General features: G+C 69.9%; 15 protein-coding genes and 1 other RNA gene. 7 read left to right on the top strand and 9 right to left on the bottom strand.

The annotated features are described in order from the left end of the window. Window positions 1-8: 8 nt before the first annotated feature. Together carA and dapB are read right to left on the bottom strand one after the other, a co-directional pair. Entirely contained in the window at window positions 9-1,136 is a 1,128-nt protein-coding gene (gene carA, locus E1B00_RS01865; RefSeq protein WP_139445052.1) for a glutamine-hydrolyzing carbamoyl-phosphate synthase small subunit, read from the bottom strand. 153 nt (window positions 1,137-1,289) lie between these two features. Continuing rightward, the gene (dapB, locus tag E1B00_RS01860; protein WP_139445051.1) at window positions 1,290-2,027 is read right to left on the bottom strand and encodes a 4-hydroxy-tetrahydrodipicolinate reductase; all 738 of its coding nucleotides are present in this window, start codon (window positions 2,025-2,027) and stop codon (window positions 1,290-1,292) included. A 79-nt stretch (window positions 2,028-2,106) separates the two neighbouring features. Between dapB and E1B00_RS01855 the strand changes: the two genes are divergently transcribed. Genes E1B00_RS01855 through E1B00_RS01845 form a run of 3 tightly spaced genes read left to right on the top strand, consistent with a single transcriptional unit; the run spans window position 2,107 to window position 5,329 of the window. Further along, a complete protein-coding gene (locus tag E1B00_RS01855; protein WP_176693083.1) occupies window positions 2,107-3,939 on the top strand; it encodes a CHASE2 domain-containing protein in 1,833 nt (610 codons plus the stop codon). 17 nt (window positions 3,940-3,956) lie between these two features. After that, entirely contained in the window at window positions 3,957-4,490 is a 534-nt protein-coding gene (locus tag E1B00_RS01850) for an SH3 domain-containing protein (RefSeq protein ID WP_139445047.1), read from the top strand. Beyond that, window positions 4,487-5,329, top strand: coding sequence for a M48 family metalloprotease (locus E1B00_RS01845; protein WP_139445045.1), 843 nt, complete (start codon window positions 4,487-4,489; stop codon window positions 5,327-5,329). The genes E1B00_RS01850 and E1B00_RS01845 overlap by 4 nt, the downstream gene beginning before the upstream one ends. A gap of 77 nt (window positions 5,330-5,406) precedes the next feature. Here E1B00_RS01845 and dnaJ read toward each other — a convergent pair whose 3' ends face one another. The 4 genes from dnaJ to hrcA form a co-directional block, all read right to left on the bottom strand. Next, a complete protein-coding gene (gene dnaJ / locus E1B00_RS01840) occupies window positions 5,407-6,531 on the bottom strand; it encodes a molecular chaperone DnaJ (RefSeq protein WP_139445043.1) in 1,125 nt (374 codons plus the stop codon). Between the two features lie 105 nt (window positions 6,532-6,636). Further along, window positions 6,637-8,559 carry a molecular chaperone DnaK gene (gene dnaK / locus E1B00_RS01835; protein ID WP_139445042.1) on the bottom strand — a complete coding sequence of 641 codons (1,923 nt, stop codon included), beginning with the start codon at window positions 8,557-8,559 and terminating at the stop codon, window positions 6,637-6,639. A 129-nt stretch (window positions 8,560-8,688) separates the two neighbouring features. Further along, on the bottom strand, window positions 8,689-9,210 hold the full coding sequence (gene grpE, locus E1B00_RS01830) for a nucleotide exchange factor GrpE (protein WP_139445040.1): 522 nt from the start codon (window positions 9,208-9,210) through the stop codon (window positions 8,689-8,691). Window positions 9,211-9,255: 45 nt separating this feature from the next. Beyond that, window positions 9,256-10,305 carry a heat-inducible transcriptional repressor HrcA gene (hrcA, locus tag E1B00_RS01825; RefSeq protein WP_139445038.1) on the bottom strand — a complete coding sequence of 350 codons (1,050 nt, stop codon included), beginning with the start codon at window positions 10,303-10,305 and terminating at the stop codon, window positions 9,256-9,258. 131 nt (window positions 10,306-10,436) lie between these two features. On the opposite strand from hrcA, the gene recN reads away from it, so the two are divergent. Beyond that, window positions 10,437-12,110, top strand: coding sequence for a DNA repair protein RecN (recN, locus tag E1B00_RS01820; protein WP_139445036.1), 1,674 nt, complete (start codon window positions 10,437-10,439; stop codon window positions 12,108-12,110). Window positions 12,111-12,122: 12 nt separating this feature from the next. Here the strand turns inward: recN and fur are convergent, their stop codons facing one another. Beyond that, window positions 12,123-12,530 (bottom strand): ferric iron uptake transcriptional regulator, encoded by a 408-nt coding sequence (gene fur, locus E1B00_RS01815; RefSeq protein ID WP_139445034.1) that lies wholly within the window; start codon window positions 12,528-12,530, stop codon window positions 12,123-12,125. Between the two features lie 91 nt (window positions 12,531-12,621). Here fur and E1B00_RS01810 point away from each other — a divergent pair, with 91 nt between their 5' ends. After that, window positions 12,622-13,020, top strand: a complete 399-nt coding sequence (locus E1B00_RS01810; protein ID WP_139445032.1) for an outer membrane protein assembly factor BamE — start codon at window positions 12,622-12,624, stop codon at window positions 13,018-13,020. Here the strand turns inward: E1B00_RS01810 and E1B00_RS01805 are convergent. Both E1B00_RS01805 and E1B00_RS01800 read right to left on the bottom strand, forming a co-directional pair. Next, window positions 13,007-13,306: an RnfH family protein gene (locus tag E1B00_RS01805; RefSeq protein WP_139445031.1), complete on the bottom strand. Its 300-nt coding sequence runs from the start codon at window positions 13,304-13,306 to the stop codon at window positions 13,007-13,009. The genes E1B00_RS01810 and E1B00_RS01805 overlap by 14 nt on opposite strands. A 1-nt stretch (window position 13,307) precedes the next feature. After that, window positions 13,308-13,733: a type II toxin-antitoxin system RatA family toxin gene (locus tag E1B00_RS01800; protein WP_139445029.1), complete on the bottom strand. Its 426-nt coding sequence runs from the start codon at window positions 13,731-13,733 to the stop codon at window positions 13,308-13,310. 68 nt (window positions 13,734-13,801) lie between these two features. Between E1B00_RS01800 and smpB the strand changes: the two genes are divergently transcribed. Then, a complete protein-coding gene (gene smpB, locus E1B00_RS01795) occupies window positions 13,802-14,314 on the top strand; it encodes an SsrA-binding protein SmpB (RefSeq protein WP_139445027.1) in 513 nt (170 codons plus the stop codon). A 325-nt stretch (window positions 14,315-14,639) separates the two neighbouring features. Further along, window positions 14,640-14,991: a transfer-messenger RNA gene (gene ssrA / locus E1B00_RS01790) on the top strand. Window positions 14,992-15,025: the final 34 nt, after the last annotated feature.

The raw sequence follows: 15,025 nt of genomic DNA, 5'->3' as shown, positions 1-15,025 counted from the left end.
CCAAGGTTTCAGTTTTTTTCAGACATCATCGTTATGAACTTGTCGAACAGGCCCGAGACGTCGTGCGGGCCCGGACTGGCTTCCGGGTGGCCCTGGAAGCTGTAAGCGGGGGCATCGGCCAGCTCGATGCCCTGGTTGGAACCGTCGAACAGCGAACGGTGCGTGACCCGCACGTTGCCCGGCAGCGTGGTTTCGTCCACGGCAAAACCGTGGTTCTGGCTGGTGATCATCACGCGCCTGCTGCCCAGGTCGATCACCGGGTGGTTGGCGCCGTGGTGGCCGAACTTCATCTTCAGGGTCTTCGCGCCGGCCGCCAGGCCGAGCAGCTGGTGGCCCAGGCAGATGCCGAACACCGGGATCTTCGCCGCCAGGAACTCGCGGATGGCGGCGATCGCGTAGTCGCAGGGCTCCGGGTCGCCCGGGCCGTTGGACAGGAACACGCCGTCGGGCTTTTCCGCCAGCACCTGGGCGGCCGGGGTCTGCGCCGGCACCACGGTGATGCGGCAGCCGCGTTCGGCCAGCATGCGCAGGATGTTGCGCTTGACGCCGAAGTCGTAGGCCACGACGTGGAAACGGGCGTCGGCGCGGCGGAACTGGTTGCGGTCCAGGTCGAGCTCGCCCTCGGTCCAGCTGTAGCGCTCGCGCGTGCAGACTTCCTTGGCCAGGTCCATGCCCTTGAGGCCCGGGAACTTGCGCGCGGCCTCGATGGCGTGTTCGGCGTCGAGGCCCTCGCCCGCCACCAGGCAGCCGTTCTGGGCGCCGCGGTCGCGCAGCAGGCGGGTGAGCTTGCGGGTGTCGATGCCGGCGATCGCGACCACGCCACGCGCGGCCAGCCATTCCGGCAGGGCCACCTGGCTGCGCCAGTTGCTGGGGCGGCGCGGCACGTCGCGCACGATCAGGCCGGCGGCCCAGACGCGCTCGGCTTCGTCGTCCTGGGCGGTCATGCCGGTATTGCCGATGTGCGGATAGGTCAGGGTGACCATCTGGCGGGCGTAGGACGGGTCGGTCAGGACCTCCTGGTAGCCGGTCATGGCGGTGTTGAACACCACCTCGCCGACGCTCGTTCCGGGCGCGCCGACGGAAACGCCCTCGAACACGGTGCCGTCTTCGAGCGCGAGGATTGCGGGTTGGGTCACGGAGAATCGCCTTGCTATGGGGGAACCCGGTTCGCTGGGTGTGCGAGCACCCGCGGACAGGTCGAAACCGTGTCCGTACGGGAGGGGGTTCAGGCGAGCCGGAATTTTAGCGGCACGGGGGGCAAAAGGGAAACGCGGCGGAGAAATCCGGCCTCAGCGCGCGGATCCGCCCAGCAGCAGCGCACCCAGGCCGACCCGCCCCGGCCCGCGCCCGGCCATGCGCAGCGCGGCTTCCAGCGCACCACGGGCGAAAATGTCCCGGTTCGTGGCCCGGTGCACCAGCTCCAGGCGCTCGCCGGGGCCGGCCAGCTGCACCGTGTGTTCACCGACGATGTCGCCGGTACGCAGGCTGGCGTAGTGCGGCGCCCTGCCCCGGCCGGCCTCGACGGCTGCACCCAGGTGCAGGGCCGTGCCCGAGGGCGCGTCCTTCTTGTGGATGTGGTGGGCCTCGACGATGTCGGCGTCCCAGCCCGGCAGCGCCGCCGCCGCCTGGCGAACCAGCTCGGTCAGCACGGCGACGCCCAGGCTGAAGTTCGGCGCCCAGAGCACGGCGATCCGGGCCGCGGCGGCATCGAGGGCCGAATACTGGCCGCCGGACAGGCCGGTGGTGCCGCTCACCAGGGCCGCTCCGCGCTCGCGGCACAGGGCCAGCAGCGGGTCGAAGGCTTCGGGAAGGCTGAAGTCCACCGCGACGTCGAAGGCCGGCACCTCGGCCAGCCGGCTGGCGGGAAGCACCGGAACGGCGCCGGCTTCGGCCAGCGCCGCGCCGCGCGCGCTGACTGCGGCCACCACGACCAGGTCGCCGCGTTCGGCGGCCAGGCGCAGCAGGGCGCGCCCCATGCGGCCGCTGGCGCCGTGGATCAGGACTCGGGCAGGAGCAGACGTATTCATCGCCCGGACGCTATCGGAAACCGCCCCGGCCTGGCAAACCGCTAGACTCCGTCAGGAACCCGACCACAGCATCGGCCGCATGCCCAGATCGCCACGCACGCCCCTGCGACTGCCCCTGCTCGCCCTGCTGCTGGCGGCGCTGGCCCTGCACTTCTCCGGCCTGCTCGACCGCGCCGACGATGCGCTCGCCGACCGCATGCTGTCCCGCCACGCGCAGTCGCGCACGCCGCCGGCCGACATCGTGCTGGTGGCCATCGACCAGAAGAGCCTAGAGGACCTGAACGAGATCGCGGGCTCGTGGCCATGGCCGCGCGCGATCCACGGCGAGCTGCTCGACGGCCTGGCGCGCTGGCGGCCGAAAGCCGTCGCCTTCGACGTTATGTTCAACGAATCAGACGCCTTCCGCCCCGACAGCGACGCGGTGTTCCGCGAGATCGTCAAGGGCCAGGACAACCTTTTTTTCGCTTCCCTCCGAATGCCCGACGGCAACGCCTTCCCGCTGGACCAGCTGCCGCCGCGCTTCGGCGCCGAACGCGGCGCGAACGCTGCGCCGGGCGCCGGCGCACCACTGCTGCTGCCGCAGGTGCTGGCGCCAGAGAGCTGGCAGGGCGGCCTGATCAACTTCGAGGCCGATGCCGACGGCAGCGGCCGCCACTACCGGCTGTTCGCCGAGACCGGCGGCTGGCGCCTGCCTTACATGGGCGCCAGCATCGCCCGCGCCGGGGGCGCCGCGCTGCCGCCGGACCCGCGGATCCGCCTGAACTGGTTCGGCGCCGCGCCCCGCACGATCTCCTTCAGCGACCTGCTCGACGACCTGGGCCAGCGCGAGCCGAAGATCGCGCCGACGCTGGCCGACAGCATCCTCATCGTCGGCGCCACCGCGCCGGGCCTGAACGACATGCGGCCGACGCCGCTGGGCAAACTGACGCCCGGCGTGTACGTGATCACGACCGCCATCGCCAACCTGCGCGCCGGCGACTGGCTGCGCGACCTGCCCCTGCGCTGGCCGCTGGCGGCCCTGCTGGCGGCGGGCCTGGTCGCCGGATTCCTGCGCCGCAAGCGCAGCCCGCTGGTGATCGGCCTGTGGCTGGCCGCGGTCAGCCTGGCCTGCCTGGCCGGCGCCTATGGCGCCTACGGCTACCAGCTGCATGCGCCGGTCGGCGGGGCGCTGATGCTGGCCTGGCTCGGTTTCGGCCTGCTGACGATCGAGGCGCACCGGCAGGAACGGCGCGAGCGCGAGGCGACCATCGGCATATTCGGCCGCTTCCTGGACCCGCGCGTGGTCGAGGGCCTGGTCGAGACCGGCGAACTGAGCCGCGAGCGCAAGCCCGAGGCGCGCCAGATCTCGATCCTGTTCTCCGACATCCGCGGCTTCACCACCCTGTCGGAAACGCGCACGCCCGAGGCGGTGGTGGACCTGCTCAACCGCTACTTCACCCGCCAGGTGGACGTGATCTTCCGCAACGGCGGCACGCTAGACAAGTTCATCGGCGACGCCATCATGGCGTTCTGGAACGCGCCCACCGACACGCCCGGACACGCCGAACAGGCGGTGGCCGCGGCGGTCGAGATGACGCTGGCGCTGGACGCCTTCAAGCGCGACCTCGCCGCCCGCGGCGAGGGCCTGGGCGACTTCGACGTCGGCATCGGCGTGCATACCGGGCCGGCCGTGGTCGGATTCCTGGGCAGCGATTCGCGCATGGAATACACCGCCATCGGCGACACCGTGAACCTGGCCAGCCGCATCGAGGGCACCACCAAGGGCGTGGCGCGGGTGCTGGTCTCGGACGCGACGCGCGCCGCCTGCGGCGAGACCGGCCGCTTCCGCTTCGTCCACCGCGGCCAGTTCCACGTCAAGGGACGCGAACAGCCGGTGGACCTCTACGAACCCATGCTCCATTCCGCTTCGTGACACAGGAGGACGAAACGATGCAATCGAATCCCAGGACTCCACGCCCGCACGTGCTGGCGCTGGCGCTCGCTGGCGCGCTGGCCACCGGCGCGGTGCTGGCCGAGACCGGCACCGTGCTCAAGGACTCGCCGGTGCTCAAGGAACCGATGGGTTCGGCCGAGGTGCTGGCCCAGCTCAGCGCCCGCGAAACCGTCGAGATCACCGCCCGCCAGGGCGCGTGGGCCGGCGTCACCACGCCGGCCGGCGTCGCCGGCTGGACGCGCGTGCTGAACCTGCGCACCGGCTCCGGCCTGCCCGGCAATGACGGCGGCGGTTCGCTGGTGGCGGCCTTCCGCACCGGTTCGAGCAGCAACGCGGTCAGCACCGGCGTAAAAGGCCTCTCGGCCGACCAGCTGATGAACGCCTCGGCCAACACCGCCGAAGTCGCCCTGCTCGACAGCTTCGCGGCCAATCCCGGCCAGGCGCAGCAGTTCGCCGCGCAGGCGCCGCTGTCGGCGCAGAAGGTGAATTACCTGGAAGAAGGCCGCGGCGGCCGGAGGAGGCAGCGATGAAAACGTCCACCCAACTGCTGGCCGCGGCACTGGTGCTCGCACTAGCCGCCCCCGCGCACGCCTTCGGGCGCCTGGGCGAGGCCGAGAATCTGTTCAAGTTCGGCAAGAAGGCCGCCGACGCGAGCCAGGAAATCACCCAGGACGAAGAGATCCAGCTCGGCCGCGGCATCGCCGCCAACGTGCTGGGTGCCGCGCCCCTGGTCAAGGACGAGGCCCTGCAGCGCTATGTCAACCAGGTCGGCTTCTGGCTGGCGCTGCAGACCGAGCGCCCCGACCTGCCCTGGCGCTTCGGCGTGGTCGAGAGCACCGACGTCAACGCCTTCGCCCTGCCCGGCGGCACGGTGCTGATCACGATGGGCCTGTACGAACGCCTTCGCGACGAGAGCGAACTGGCCGGCGTGCTCGGCCACGAGATCGCCCACGTCGTGCAGAAGCACCAGGTGAAGGCGATCAAGGGCGCGATGGGCCGCGATTTCGCCACCGAGATCGCCGGCGAGGCCGCGGGACGCAGCGACAACGTCCTGGTGCAGCGGTTCGGCAGCAAGGCCTTCTCGGTCGGCACCCAGGTGCTGGCGCGCGGCATCGACAAGAACGACGAGTACCAGGCCGACCAGCATGGCGTGGTGATCGCCGCGCGCGGCGGCTACAACCCGTTTGGCCTGGTCGGCGTGCTGCAGACGCTCGACAGCGCCGCGCCGAACGACCGTGCGATGGGCCTGCTGTTCTCCACCCATCCGACCCCGTCCAGCCGCATCGAACGCCTGGGCGGCACGATGGGCGAGAAGCTCGACGCCTATGCCGGCAATGCGCCGGCGCGGCCGCTGTACCGGCCGAAGTAGGCCCGAACGCTGCGCGGAAAAGGAAACGCCCGGCGCGAGCCGGGCGTTTTCATTTGCCGGGACCGTGTCGGGACGATTCAGGAGGTCATGCGGTCCCAGAACGCCTTCACGCTGTCGAGGAAGCCGCTGGAGCGCGGCGAATGGCGGGCGCCGTGCTCGCCGTCGAAGGTCGCCTCGAATTCCTTGAGCAGCTCGCGCTGGCGCGCGGTCAGGTTGACCGGGGTTTCCACCACGACCCGGCACAGCAGGTCGCCCGGGGCATGCGCGCGCACCGATTTGACGCCCTTGCCGCGCAGCCGGAACAGCTTGCCGGTCTGGGTCTCCAGCGGCACCTTGATCAGGGCCTCGCCACCCAGCGTGGGCACGACGATGTCGGCACCCAGCGCGGCCTGGGAGAAACGCACCGGCACCTCGCAGTACAGGTCGTTGCCGTCGCGCTGGAACACCGCGTGCTCGCGCACGCTCACCTCGACGTACAGGTCGCCGGCCGGCGCGCCCGGCGGACCGGCCTCGCCTTCGCCGGAGAGGCGGATGCGGTCGCCGTTGTCGACGCCCGCGGGGATCTTCACCTGCAGCACCTTCTCTTCTTCCACCCGGCCGTTGCCGTGGCAGCTCTTGCAGGGCCTGGCGATGGTCTGGCCGCGTCCGCCGCAGGCCGGGCAGGCCTGCTGCACCGCGAAGATGCCGCGCTGCATGCGCACCTGGCCGCGGCCGGCGCAGGTCTTGCAGGTCTCGACCTTGCCGTCCTCGGCGCCGCTGCCGCCGCAGGGCTTGCAGGCCACCAGGGTCGGCACGTCGATGCGCTTCTCGACGCCGAACACCGCTTCTTCCAGATCCAACTCGACCACGTAGCGCAGGTCGGCGCCCCGGCGTGGCGCACGCTGGCGGCCGCCGCCGAAGATGTCGCCGAAGATGTCGCCGAAGATGTCGTTGACGTCGCCGAAGCCGGGGCCGCCGTTGCCGCCGCCCATGCCGTGCTCGAAGGCGGCGTGGCCGTGCTGGTCGTACATGCGGCGCTTGCCGCCGTCCGACAGCACTTCGTAGGCCTCCTTGGCCTCCTTGAAGCTGGCCTCGGCAGCCTTGTCGCCCGGATTCCGGTCCGGGTGGTGCTTCTGGGCGGCGCGCCGATAGGCTTTCTTCAGCTCGTCCTCGGTCGCGCTGCGCGACACGCCCAGCACTTCGTAATAGTCACGCTTGCTCATCTGAAATCCGGGTTGCCCTGCAACAAAACGCCCGCGCCGACCGGGATCTCCGGCCCGACGCGGGCAGCCGTCCCGTCCGCGCGCTGCGCGGACGGGCTTTGCTCATCACGACTTGCGGTCGTCGTCCTTGACCTCGGTGAACTCGGCGTCGACCACGTCGTCGGCCTTGCCCGACGGACCCGGCTGGCCCGGGTCCTGCGGACCCTGGTTCGCCGCCGCGGCCGCCGCGTACAGCGACTGCGCCGCCTGCTGCAGGGCTTCGGTGCGCGCTTCGATCTGCGCCTTGTCGTCGCCCTTCATGGCAGTGTCGAGCTCGGACAGCGCGGTCTCGATCGCCGCCAGCTGCTCGCCCGGCACCTTGCTGCCGTGCTCCTTCACCGCCGTGCGGGTGGCGTGCAGCAGGCCGTCGGCGGCGTTGCGCGCAGTCACCAGCTCGTGGAACTTCTTGTCCTCCTCGCGGTGCGCCTCGGCGTCCCGCACCATCTGCGCGATCTCCTCCTCGCTCAGGCCCGAACCGGCCTTGATCTCGACCTTCTGCTCCTTGCCGGTCTTCTTGTCCTTGGCCGACACGTGCAGGATGCCGTTGGCGTCGATGTCGAACGACACCTCGACCTGCGGCATGCCGCGCGGCGCAGCGTCGATGCCGCTGAGGTCGAACTTGGCCAGCGACTTGTTGAAGCGGGCCTGCTCGCGCTCGCCCTGCAGCACGTGCACGGTCACCGCGGACTGGTTGTCCTCGGCGGTCGAGAAGGTCTGCGAGGCCTTGGTCGGGATGGTGGTGTTCTTCTCGATGATCTTGGTCATCACGCCGCCCAGGGTCTCGATGCCCAGGCTCAGCGGGGTGACGTCGAGCAGCAGCACGTCCTTGACGGTGCCGCCGAGCACGCCGCCCTGGATCGCGGCGCCGATGGCGACGGCCTCGTCCGGGTTGACGTCCTTGCGGGCTTCCTTGCCGAAGAACTCGGCCACGGCCGCCTGCACCTTGGGCATGCGGGTCTGGCCGCCGACCAGGATCACGTCGCCGATGTCGCTGGCGCGCAGGCCGGCGTCGTTCAGCGCCACGCGGCACGGCTCGATGGTCTTGCGGATCAGGTCGTCCACCAGCGCCTCGAGCTTGGCCCGGGTCAGCTTGATGTTCAGGTGCTTCGGACCCGAGGCGTCGGCCGTCACGTACGGCAGGTTCACTTCGGTCTGCTGGTTCGAGGACAGCTCGATCTTGGCGCGCTCGGCGGCGTCCTTCAGGCGCTGCAGGGCCAGCGGGTCCTTGCGCAGGTCGATGCCCTGCTCCTTCTGGAACTCCTCGACGAGGTAGTCGATGACGCGCTTGTCGAAGTCTTCGCCGCCCAGGAAGGTGTCGCCGTTGGTGGCCAGCACTTCGAACTGCTTCTCGCCGTCGATCTCGGCGATCTCGATGATCGAGACGTCGAAGGTGCCGCCGCCCAGGTCGTACACGGCCAGCTTGCGGTCGCCGCCCTTCTTGTCCATGCCGTAGGCCAGCGCGGCCGCGGTCGGCTCGTTGATGATGCGCTTGACGTCCAAGCCGGCGATGCGGCCGGCGTCCTTGGTGGCCTGGCGCTGGCTGTCGTTGAAGTAGGCCGGCACGGTAATGACGGCTTCGGTGACCGTCTCGCCCAGGTAGGCTTCGGCGGTCTTCTTCATCTTCTCGAGCACGCGCGCGGAGATTTCCTGCGGCGCCATCTTCTTGCCGTCGCTGGTCGCGACCCAGGCGTCGCCGTTGTCGTGTGCGACGATGCCGTAAGGCACCAGGTCGAGGTCCTTCTTCACTTCGGCGTCGGTGAACTTGCGGCCGATCAGGCGCTTCACCGCGTAGAAGGTGTTCTTGGGGTTGGTGACGGCCTGGCGCTTGGCCGACGCGCCGACGATGACTTCGCCGTCCTTGGTGAAGGCGACGATGGAGGGCGTGGTGCGGTCGCCCTCGGAGTTTTCGATGACCTTGGCCACGCCGCCTTCCATGACGGACACGCAGCTGTTGGTGGTGCCCAGGTCGATGCCGATGATCTTGCCCATGGTGTTACTCCCTCAGTCTCTGAATTCGTGGATGGCGGCGCGGGCCGCGGCTGGTTTCAAAATGGGGGCCACAGCGTTGCGTTCAAGGGCTTGCGTGGCGCCCCTCGGGCCGGGGTGCGGCCCGGCCGGTCAACCGGCGGCGACCACCACCAGCGCGGGGCGCAGCAGGCGGTCGTTGAGCACATAGCCCTTCTGGAATACCTGGACCACGGTGTTGGGCGCGGCGTCGGGGGCGGCGATCTGGCTGACCGCCTGGTGCCAGGCCGGGTCGAAGTCCTCGCCCTGCGGGTTGAGCTGGCGCAGGCCGTTGTCTTCGCCGACCTTGAGCAGCTGGCGCAGGGTCAGCTCCAGACCGTCCTTGAGCGGGCCGGACTCTGCGCCGGCGGCGGCCAGGCCGGCGTCCAGGCTGTCGAGCACGGGCAGCAGCTGCGAGAGCAGCTTCTCGTTGGCGAAACGGCGGGCCTGGTCGACGTCGCGGGCCAGGCGCTTGCGCTGGTTGTCGAGCTCGGCGCGTTCGCGCAGGGCTTCTTCGCGCAGGCTGCCCAGCGCGTTGCGAAGCTGTTCGAGCTCGGCGCCGAGGTCGCCCGTGGATTCGGGGGCGAGGTCGTCGGCGGGCGCCTGGGCGCCCGGGAGGGGATCGTCGCGATGCATGGGTTTTTCCGGTGTGGGCCCCGCGTCCTGCGGGGGTCGGTGGGCTTATGGGGCCGGGGCGTCGGGATTCAAGGCGGCGCCGAGCAGGTCGGCCGTGGCCTGGACCATCGGGATGACCCGGTCATAGGCCATGCGCGTGGGGCCGATCACGCCCAGCACGCCCAGCACCCGGCCGTTGGCACCGTAGGGCGCGGTGACCACCGTGCAGGCGTCCAGCGGCGCCAGGCCGGTTTCTTCCCCGATGAAGACCCGTACGCCCTGGGCGTGCAGGGTGCGCTCGAGCAGCTGGAGGATCTCGCGCTTGCGGGAAAATGCCTCGAAAAGCTCGCGCAGCCGCTCCAGGTCCGACAGCTCCTGCACGCCCATCAGCCGGGTCTGGCCGGCCAGCAGCATGTCGTCCTGGCTGCCGGGCGCGCCGCCCAGGGCCTGTTCGGACAGCTCGACCGCGGCCGAGAGCAGCCGGTCCATTTCGCTGCGGGTCTCGCGCAGGTCTCGCAGCAGGGTGGCGCGGATCTCGTGCAGGGGCCGGCCGGCGAAATGGGCGTTGAGGTAGTTAGCAGTCTGTTCCAGCTCGGACGGCGTGTAGGGCCGGCGCGGCGTGATGATGCGGTTCTGGACCTCGTTGTCGGTGAACACCAGGATCACCAGCACCCGGTTGCCGTCCAGGGCCACGAAATCGATATGGCGGAAGGCGAACTGGCCGCGCTGGGGCACGGTGACCACGCCGACGAACTGGCTCATCGCCGACAGGATCTCGCTGGTGTTCGACAGCAGGGCCTGGGTGCCGGCACCGGCCGGCAGCTGGGCGCGCAACTGGCTCACTTCGGCGTCCTGCAGCGGCTTCATCTGCAGCAGGCTGTCGACGAAGACGCGGTATCCCTGGGCGGTCGGCACCCGGCCGGCCGAAGTGTGCGGGGCCGACACCAGGCCGATCTCCTCGAGGTCGGACATGATGTTGCGGATGGTCGCCGGGCTCACGTCCAGGCCCGAACTGCGGGCCAGCGTGCGCGAACCCACCGGCCCGCCGTCCCGGATGTGCTGGGAGATGAGCGTGCGCAGCAGGCGCCGGGCGCGGGGGTCGAGGCTGAGGTCCATGTTCCCTTGATAAGGCCGGCCAGGGTCCGGCGCAAGCCGGCATTGTCCTACGTCCGGCCTGGCCGTGGTCGGCTGGTGGGGCGACGGGGGGCAGCGAAACCTTGGCCCTTTCAGGCAAAATCGCCCGGCCCATGATCAGCCTGCTCAGCCTCAAGGATTTCGCCGTCGTCTCCGCTGCCGAACTGGCCTTCGGGCCGGGCATGACCGTGGTTTCCGGCGAAACCGGCGCCGGCAAGTCGCTGCTGGTGGACGCCCTGATGTGGCTGACCGGCGCGCGCGCCGACGCCGGCATCGTCCGCCACGGCGCCGAGCGGGCCGAACTGGCCGCCGAATTCGGACTCGCCGACGCCCCCGCCGCCCTGGCCTGGCTGCGCGAAAACGAGATGGACGACGGCAGCGACTGCCAGCTGCGCCGCGTCATCCGCGCCGACGGTGGCTCCAAGGCCTGGATAAATGGCCGCCCCGCCACCCTGGCCCAGCTCTCCGAGCTGGGCGCCCTGCTCGTCGAGATCCACGGCCAGCACGAACACCAGGCCCTGCTCGACCGCGGCCAGCAGCTCGCCCTGCTCGACGCCTTCGGCCGCCACGACCCGCTGCTGGCGGAGGTGCGCGAACACGCCCGCCGCTGGGCCGAACTCGACCGCGAGCTGGGCGACCTGGCCCGCGCCGGCGACGTCGGCGAACGTGTGGCCTGGCTGCAGCACCAGGTCGACGAACTGGCCCGCGAGAACCTCGACCCCGCCGACCTCGACCAGCTGCAGGCCGCGCACCGCCGCCAGGCCAATGCCGCCGGCCTGCTGCAGGGCTGCGAATCCGCCCTCGCCCGCCTCGCCGGCGACGACGGACTGTCGCTGTCGCGCGCCCTGCACCAGGTCAGCGCCGACCTGGCGCGCCTGAGCAGCGACGAACCGCGCCTGGCCGAAGTCGTGGCCCTGCTCGAATCGGCCGACATCCAGCTGGCGGAAGCCGGCGCCGGCCTCGAGCGCATCCGCGACGACTTCGACCTCGACCCCACGCGCCTGCAGCAGCTCGAAGACCGCCTGGCCCGCCTGCACGAACTCGCCCGCAAGCACCGCCTGCCGATCGAAGGCCTGGCCGGCCGCCGCGACGCCCTGCAGGCCGAGCTCGAGGGCCTGGCCGACGCCAGCGGCCGGGCCGAACGCCTGGGCCGCGAGCGCCAGCAGGCCGCCGCCGACTGGGCCGCCGCCGCCGCGAAGCTGTCGAAATCCCGCGCTACCGCCGCCGCGAAGCTGGGCCAGGCGGTCGCCGCATTGATGGCCGAACTGGGCATGGGCGGCGGCGTGTTCAGCGTCCTGCTCGATCCCCAGGATTCGACCCGGCCCCTGCCCCAGGGCGCCGAGCGCTGCGAGTTCCAGGTCTCCGCCAACCCCGGCCAACCGCCCCGCCCCTTGCGCAAGGTCGCCTCGGGCGGCGAACTGGCGCGCATCAGCCTGGCCATCGAAGTGGCCGCGCTGGGCCTGGACGCGGTGCCGACCATGGTCTTCGACGAAGTCGACACCGGCATCGGCGGCGCCGTGGCCGAGGTGGTCGGCCAGAAGCTGCGGGCGCTGGGCGCCGAACGCCAGGTGCTGTGCGTGACCCACCTGCCCCAGGTCGCGGCCCAGGGCCACCATCATTTCCAGGTCAGCAAGGCCGTGGCCGGCGCCAGCACGCACAGCGCGGTGACGCCGCTGGACGACAAGGCGCGCGTCGAGGAGCTGGCCCGCATGCTGGGCGGCGTCGAGATCACCCGCGAAGTGCGGGCCAACGCGAAACAGATGCTGTCCCGCGCCCAGGCCGGCTGAGCCGGCGCTGCGTTATTTCTTCTTCTTGGGCCGCACGTAGAGCACCAGCGAGTGCTCTTCGATCACGTAGCCGTGTTTGGCGGCGATCTCGGTCTGCAGCCGCTCGATCTCGGGGCTGGTGAACTCGATGACCTTGCCCGACTCCACATCCACCATGTGGTCGTGGTGCACGCCGCGGTCGAGTTCGTAGACGGCCTGGCCGCCCTCGAAGTTGTGCTTGAGCACCAGCCCCGCCGCCTCGAACTGGGTCAGGACGCGGTAGACGGTGGCCAGGCCGATGTCGTCGCCCTTGTCCAGCAGGTGCCGGTAGATGTCCTCGGCCGTCAGGTGCCGGGGGCTGGACGACTCGAGCACGTCGAGGATGCGGATGCGGGGATGCGTGACCTTGAGGCCGGCCTTGCGCAGGTCCTGCGATTCCATGGGATCTCCTGAATGCTTTCCGTCGCGGCCGACTGGCGGCTGCGGGCGGTAGTGTATCATCGGCCCGACTTCGATCCGGATCACCACCGCAATGCGCAAGGCCTTCACGCTCGCCCTCGCCGCCCTCCTGATGACCGGTTGCGGCATCGTCTACCGGCAGCCCGTGTTCCAGGGCAACCTGCTGGAATCCAAGAACGTCGAGCAGCTCAAGGAAGGCATGAGCCGCCAGCAGGTGTTCAGCCTGCTCGGTTCGCCGCCGGTGGCCGATCCCTTCCACCAGAACCGCTGGGACTACGTCGCCACCGAGCGCCGCCGGGTCGGCAAGACCGAGATCAAGACCCTGACCCTGCACTTCGAAGGCGATGCGCTGGCGCGCTGGGAAGGCGAATATTTCCCGGAGGCCGACAAGGCCCTGTCGGCGGAAATGCGCCGCTTCGGCAACCTCGCCCGCGACAAGGACAAGCCGCGCGTGCGGCCTAGCGGCGGCTGAGTTTCGCCGCGGTCTGGGCGCGCTTCCGGCGCGCCTGTTTCGGATCGGCCAGCAAAGGCCGCAGGATTTCCACCCGGTCGCCGTCATGCAGCGGCGTCTGTGGCGTCGCGGCGTTGCCGAACACCGCCAGCCGCGCCGGGTCCACCACCAGCCCCGGCACCCGTTCCGGCATGTCCGCGGCGGCCAGCGCATCGGCCACCGTGGCGCCCGCCGGCAGTTCGACGGTCACCCGGAAGCAGCGCTCCGGCAGCGCGTAGACCACGTCGATGCGCAGCGGCGCGGCCATTTCAGGCCCGGTCCGCCTCGCGGCAGAAGTCGTCCACCATCTTGTCGGCCAGGCCCTGGAAGCCGATCGCCAGGGCCGTGCCCAGCACCGCGCCCGCCACGTCGAAGTCCAGGGTCAACGAGACCTTGCAGGCGTCCTCGGCCAGGCTGTGGAAATGCCAGGCGCCGGTGAACTTGCGGAACGGCCCCTCGACCAGCTTGAGTTCGATCGAGGTCGGCGCCACCAGGGTGTTGCGGGTGGTGAAGCTGGTGCGCAGGCCGGCGACGGTGAGGTCGAGCCGGGCCAGCATGTGGGTGTCGGACTCTTCCAGCACGGCGGAGTCTTCGCACCACGAAAAACGCGCCGGATAACTGGCGACGTCGTTGACCAGGGTGTACATGCGCAGGGCCGAGTGCCGGACCAGCGCGTGTCGGTGGATGCTCGTCATCGGGCTCCGTCTGCCTGCCCTCCCCCAGCCGGCCCGCGATGGGCGACAATGCCCGCCAAGGAAGGAACATGTCCAAGAAGAACGACGCCAAGAATACCGGAAGCGGCAAGGACAAGGCGGCCAACAAGACCATCGCCCTGAACCGCAGCGCGCGCCACGACTACAGCCTCGAGACCCGCTACGAGGCGGGCATCGCCCTGCAGGGCTGGGAACTCAAGTCCATCCGCGCCGGCCGCATGAACATGGGCGACGCCTACGCGCTGGTGAAAGCCGGCGAGATCTTCCTGTTCGGCGCCCAGATCACCCCGCTCAGCCAGGCCTCTACCCACGTGGTGGCCGACGACCGCCGCACGCGCAAGCTGCTGATGCACCGGCACGAGATTGACAAGCTGGTCGGCAAGGTCGAGCGCGACGGCTATACCCTGATCCCGACCGCGGTGTACTGGAAGGGCAACAAGGTCAAGCTCGAGATCGCGCTGGCCAAGGGCAAGCAGAGCCACGACAAGCGCCAGGCCAGCAAGGACCGCGACTGGCAGCGCGAAAAAGAGCGCACCATGCGCCGGCACAATAAAAATGCGTAGTCGTTCGGCATTCGCCGAATGACTACCCCACCCTTCGCTATGCGAAGGGCGGGCACCGGCTCATCACTTCCGATCCCCGCGCCTTCGGCGCGCCCCCTTACCAAGGGGGAGTAGTTCCAGGGCATTCGCCCTGGAACTCCCACGATCCGCTGCGCGGATCGCGGGCCCCGGCTCATCACTTCCGATCCCCGCGCCTTCGGCGCGCCCCCTTACCAAGGGGGCTGTCCTCCAGATCGTTGGCGGGCATTCACCACCTGCCCTTGTGATGGCCTGGCAGCGGCCCCATACTCTCGGCGTCGGTTGATTCAACGATTTCCGCGTTTCCGGGGGTGTCCTGGCTTCGACGGGGGTTGCGAAGTCGACTGGTGCATGCCGAGGGGGCCGCTTTCCTCGTTAATCCAGCTGCAAACTTTAGTTGCCAACGACGACAACTACGCTCTCGCCGCTTAAGGCGTAAGCCCCGAACCCACTTGTGCCCGTGCTCGTGGATGTAGGGTCATTATCACGGAACAGCTGCCGGCGGCGACCCGCCAACCAGCAGTGAACTTAGCGGGTGTGTTTGCCGGTGCGCTTCGCACGTTGTGTTGCCGGCCGACGAGATCGAACAACGAGCTAAGCATGTAGTACCGGAGATGGAGTGCTCTCGGACGGGGGTTCAACTCCCCCCACCTCCACCAACCAACAACAACGCCACCCTCGGGTGGCGTTGTT

The organism is Arenimonas terrae, assembly GCF_006265115.1.
Taxonomy (GTDB): Bacteria; Pseudomonadota; Gammaproteobacteria; order Xanthomonadales; family Xanthomonadaceae; genus Arenimonas; species Arenimonas terrae.
The sequence above is the reverse complement of the archived record's forward strand: the minus strand, read 5'-3'. Positions and strand labels throughout refer to the sequence as shown.

Coding starts and splice junctions, on each gene's coding strand:
- dapB (WP_139445051.1), bottom strand. CDS start 2,027: ATGAATACGTCTGCTCCTGCCCGAGTCCTGATCCACGGCGCCAGCGGC.
- E1B00_RS01855 (WP_176693083.1), top strand. CDS start 2,107: ATGCCCAGATCGCCACGCACGCCCCTGCGACTGCCCCTGCTCGCCCTG.
- E1B00_RS01850 (WP_139445047.1), top strand. CDS start 3,957: ATGCAATCGAATCCCAGGACTCCACGCCCGCACGTGCTGGCGCTGGCG.
- E1B00_RS01845 (WP_139445045.1), top strand. CDS start 4,487: ATGAAAACGTCCACCCAACTGCTGGCCGCGGCACTGGTGCTCGCACTA.
- dnaJ (WP_139445043.1), bottom strand. CDS start 6,531: ATGAGCAAGCGTGACTATTACGAAGTGCTGGGCGTGTCGCGCAGCGCG.
- dnaK (WP_139445042.1), bottom strand. CDS start 8,559: ATGGGCAAGATCATCGGCATCGACCTGGGCACCACCAACAGCTGCGTG.
- grpE (WP_139445040.1), bottom strand. CDS start 9,210: ATGCATCGCGACGATCCCCTCCCGGGCGCCCAGGCGCCCGCCGACGAC.
- hrcA (WP_139445038.1), bottom strand. CDS start 10,305: ATGGACCTCAGCCTCGACCCCCGCGCCCGGCGCCTGCTGCGCACGCTC.
- recN (WP_139445036.1), top strand. CDS start 10,437: ATGATCAGCCTGCTCAGCCTCAAGGATTTCGCCGTCGTCTCCGCTGCC.
- fur (WP_139445034.1), bottom strand. CDS start 12,530: ATGGAATCGCAGGACCTGCGCAAGGCCGGCCTCAAGGTCACGCATCCC.
- E1B00_RS01810 (WP_139445032.1), top strand. CDS start 12,622: ATGCGCAAGGCCTTCACGCTCGCCCTCGCCGCCCTCCTGATGACCGGT.
- E1B00_RS01805 (WP_139445031.1), bottom strand. CDS start 13,306: ATGGCCGCGCCGCTGCGCATCGACGTGGTCTACGCGCTGCCGGAGCGC.
- E1B00_RS01800 (WP_139445029.1), bottom strand. CDS start 13,733: ATGACGAGCATCCACCGACACGCGCTGGTCCGGCACTCGGCCCTGCGC.
- smpB (WP_139445027.1), top strand. CDS start 13,802: ATGTCCAAGAAGAACGACGCCAAGAATACCGGAAGCGGCAAGGACAAG.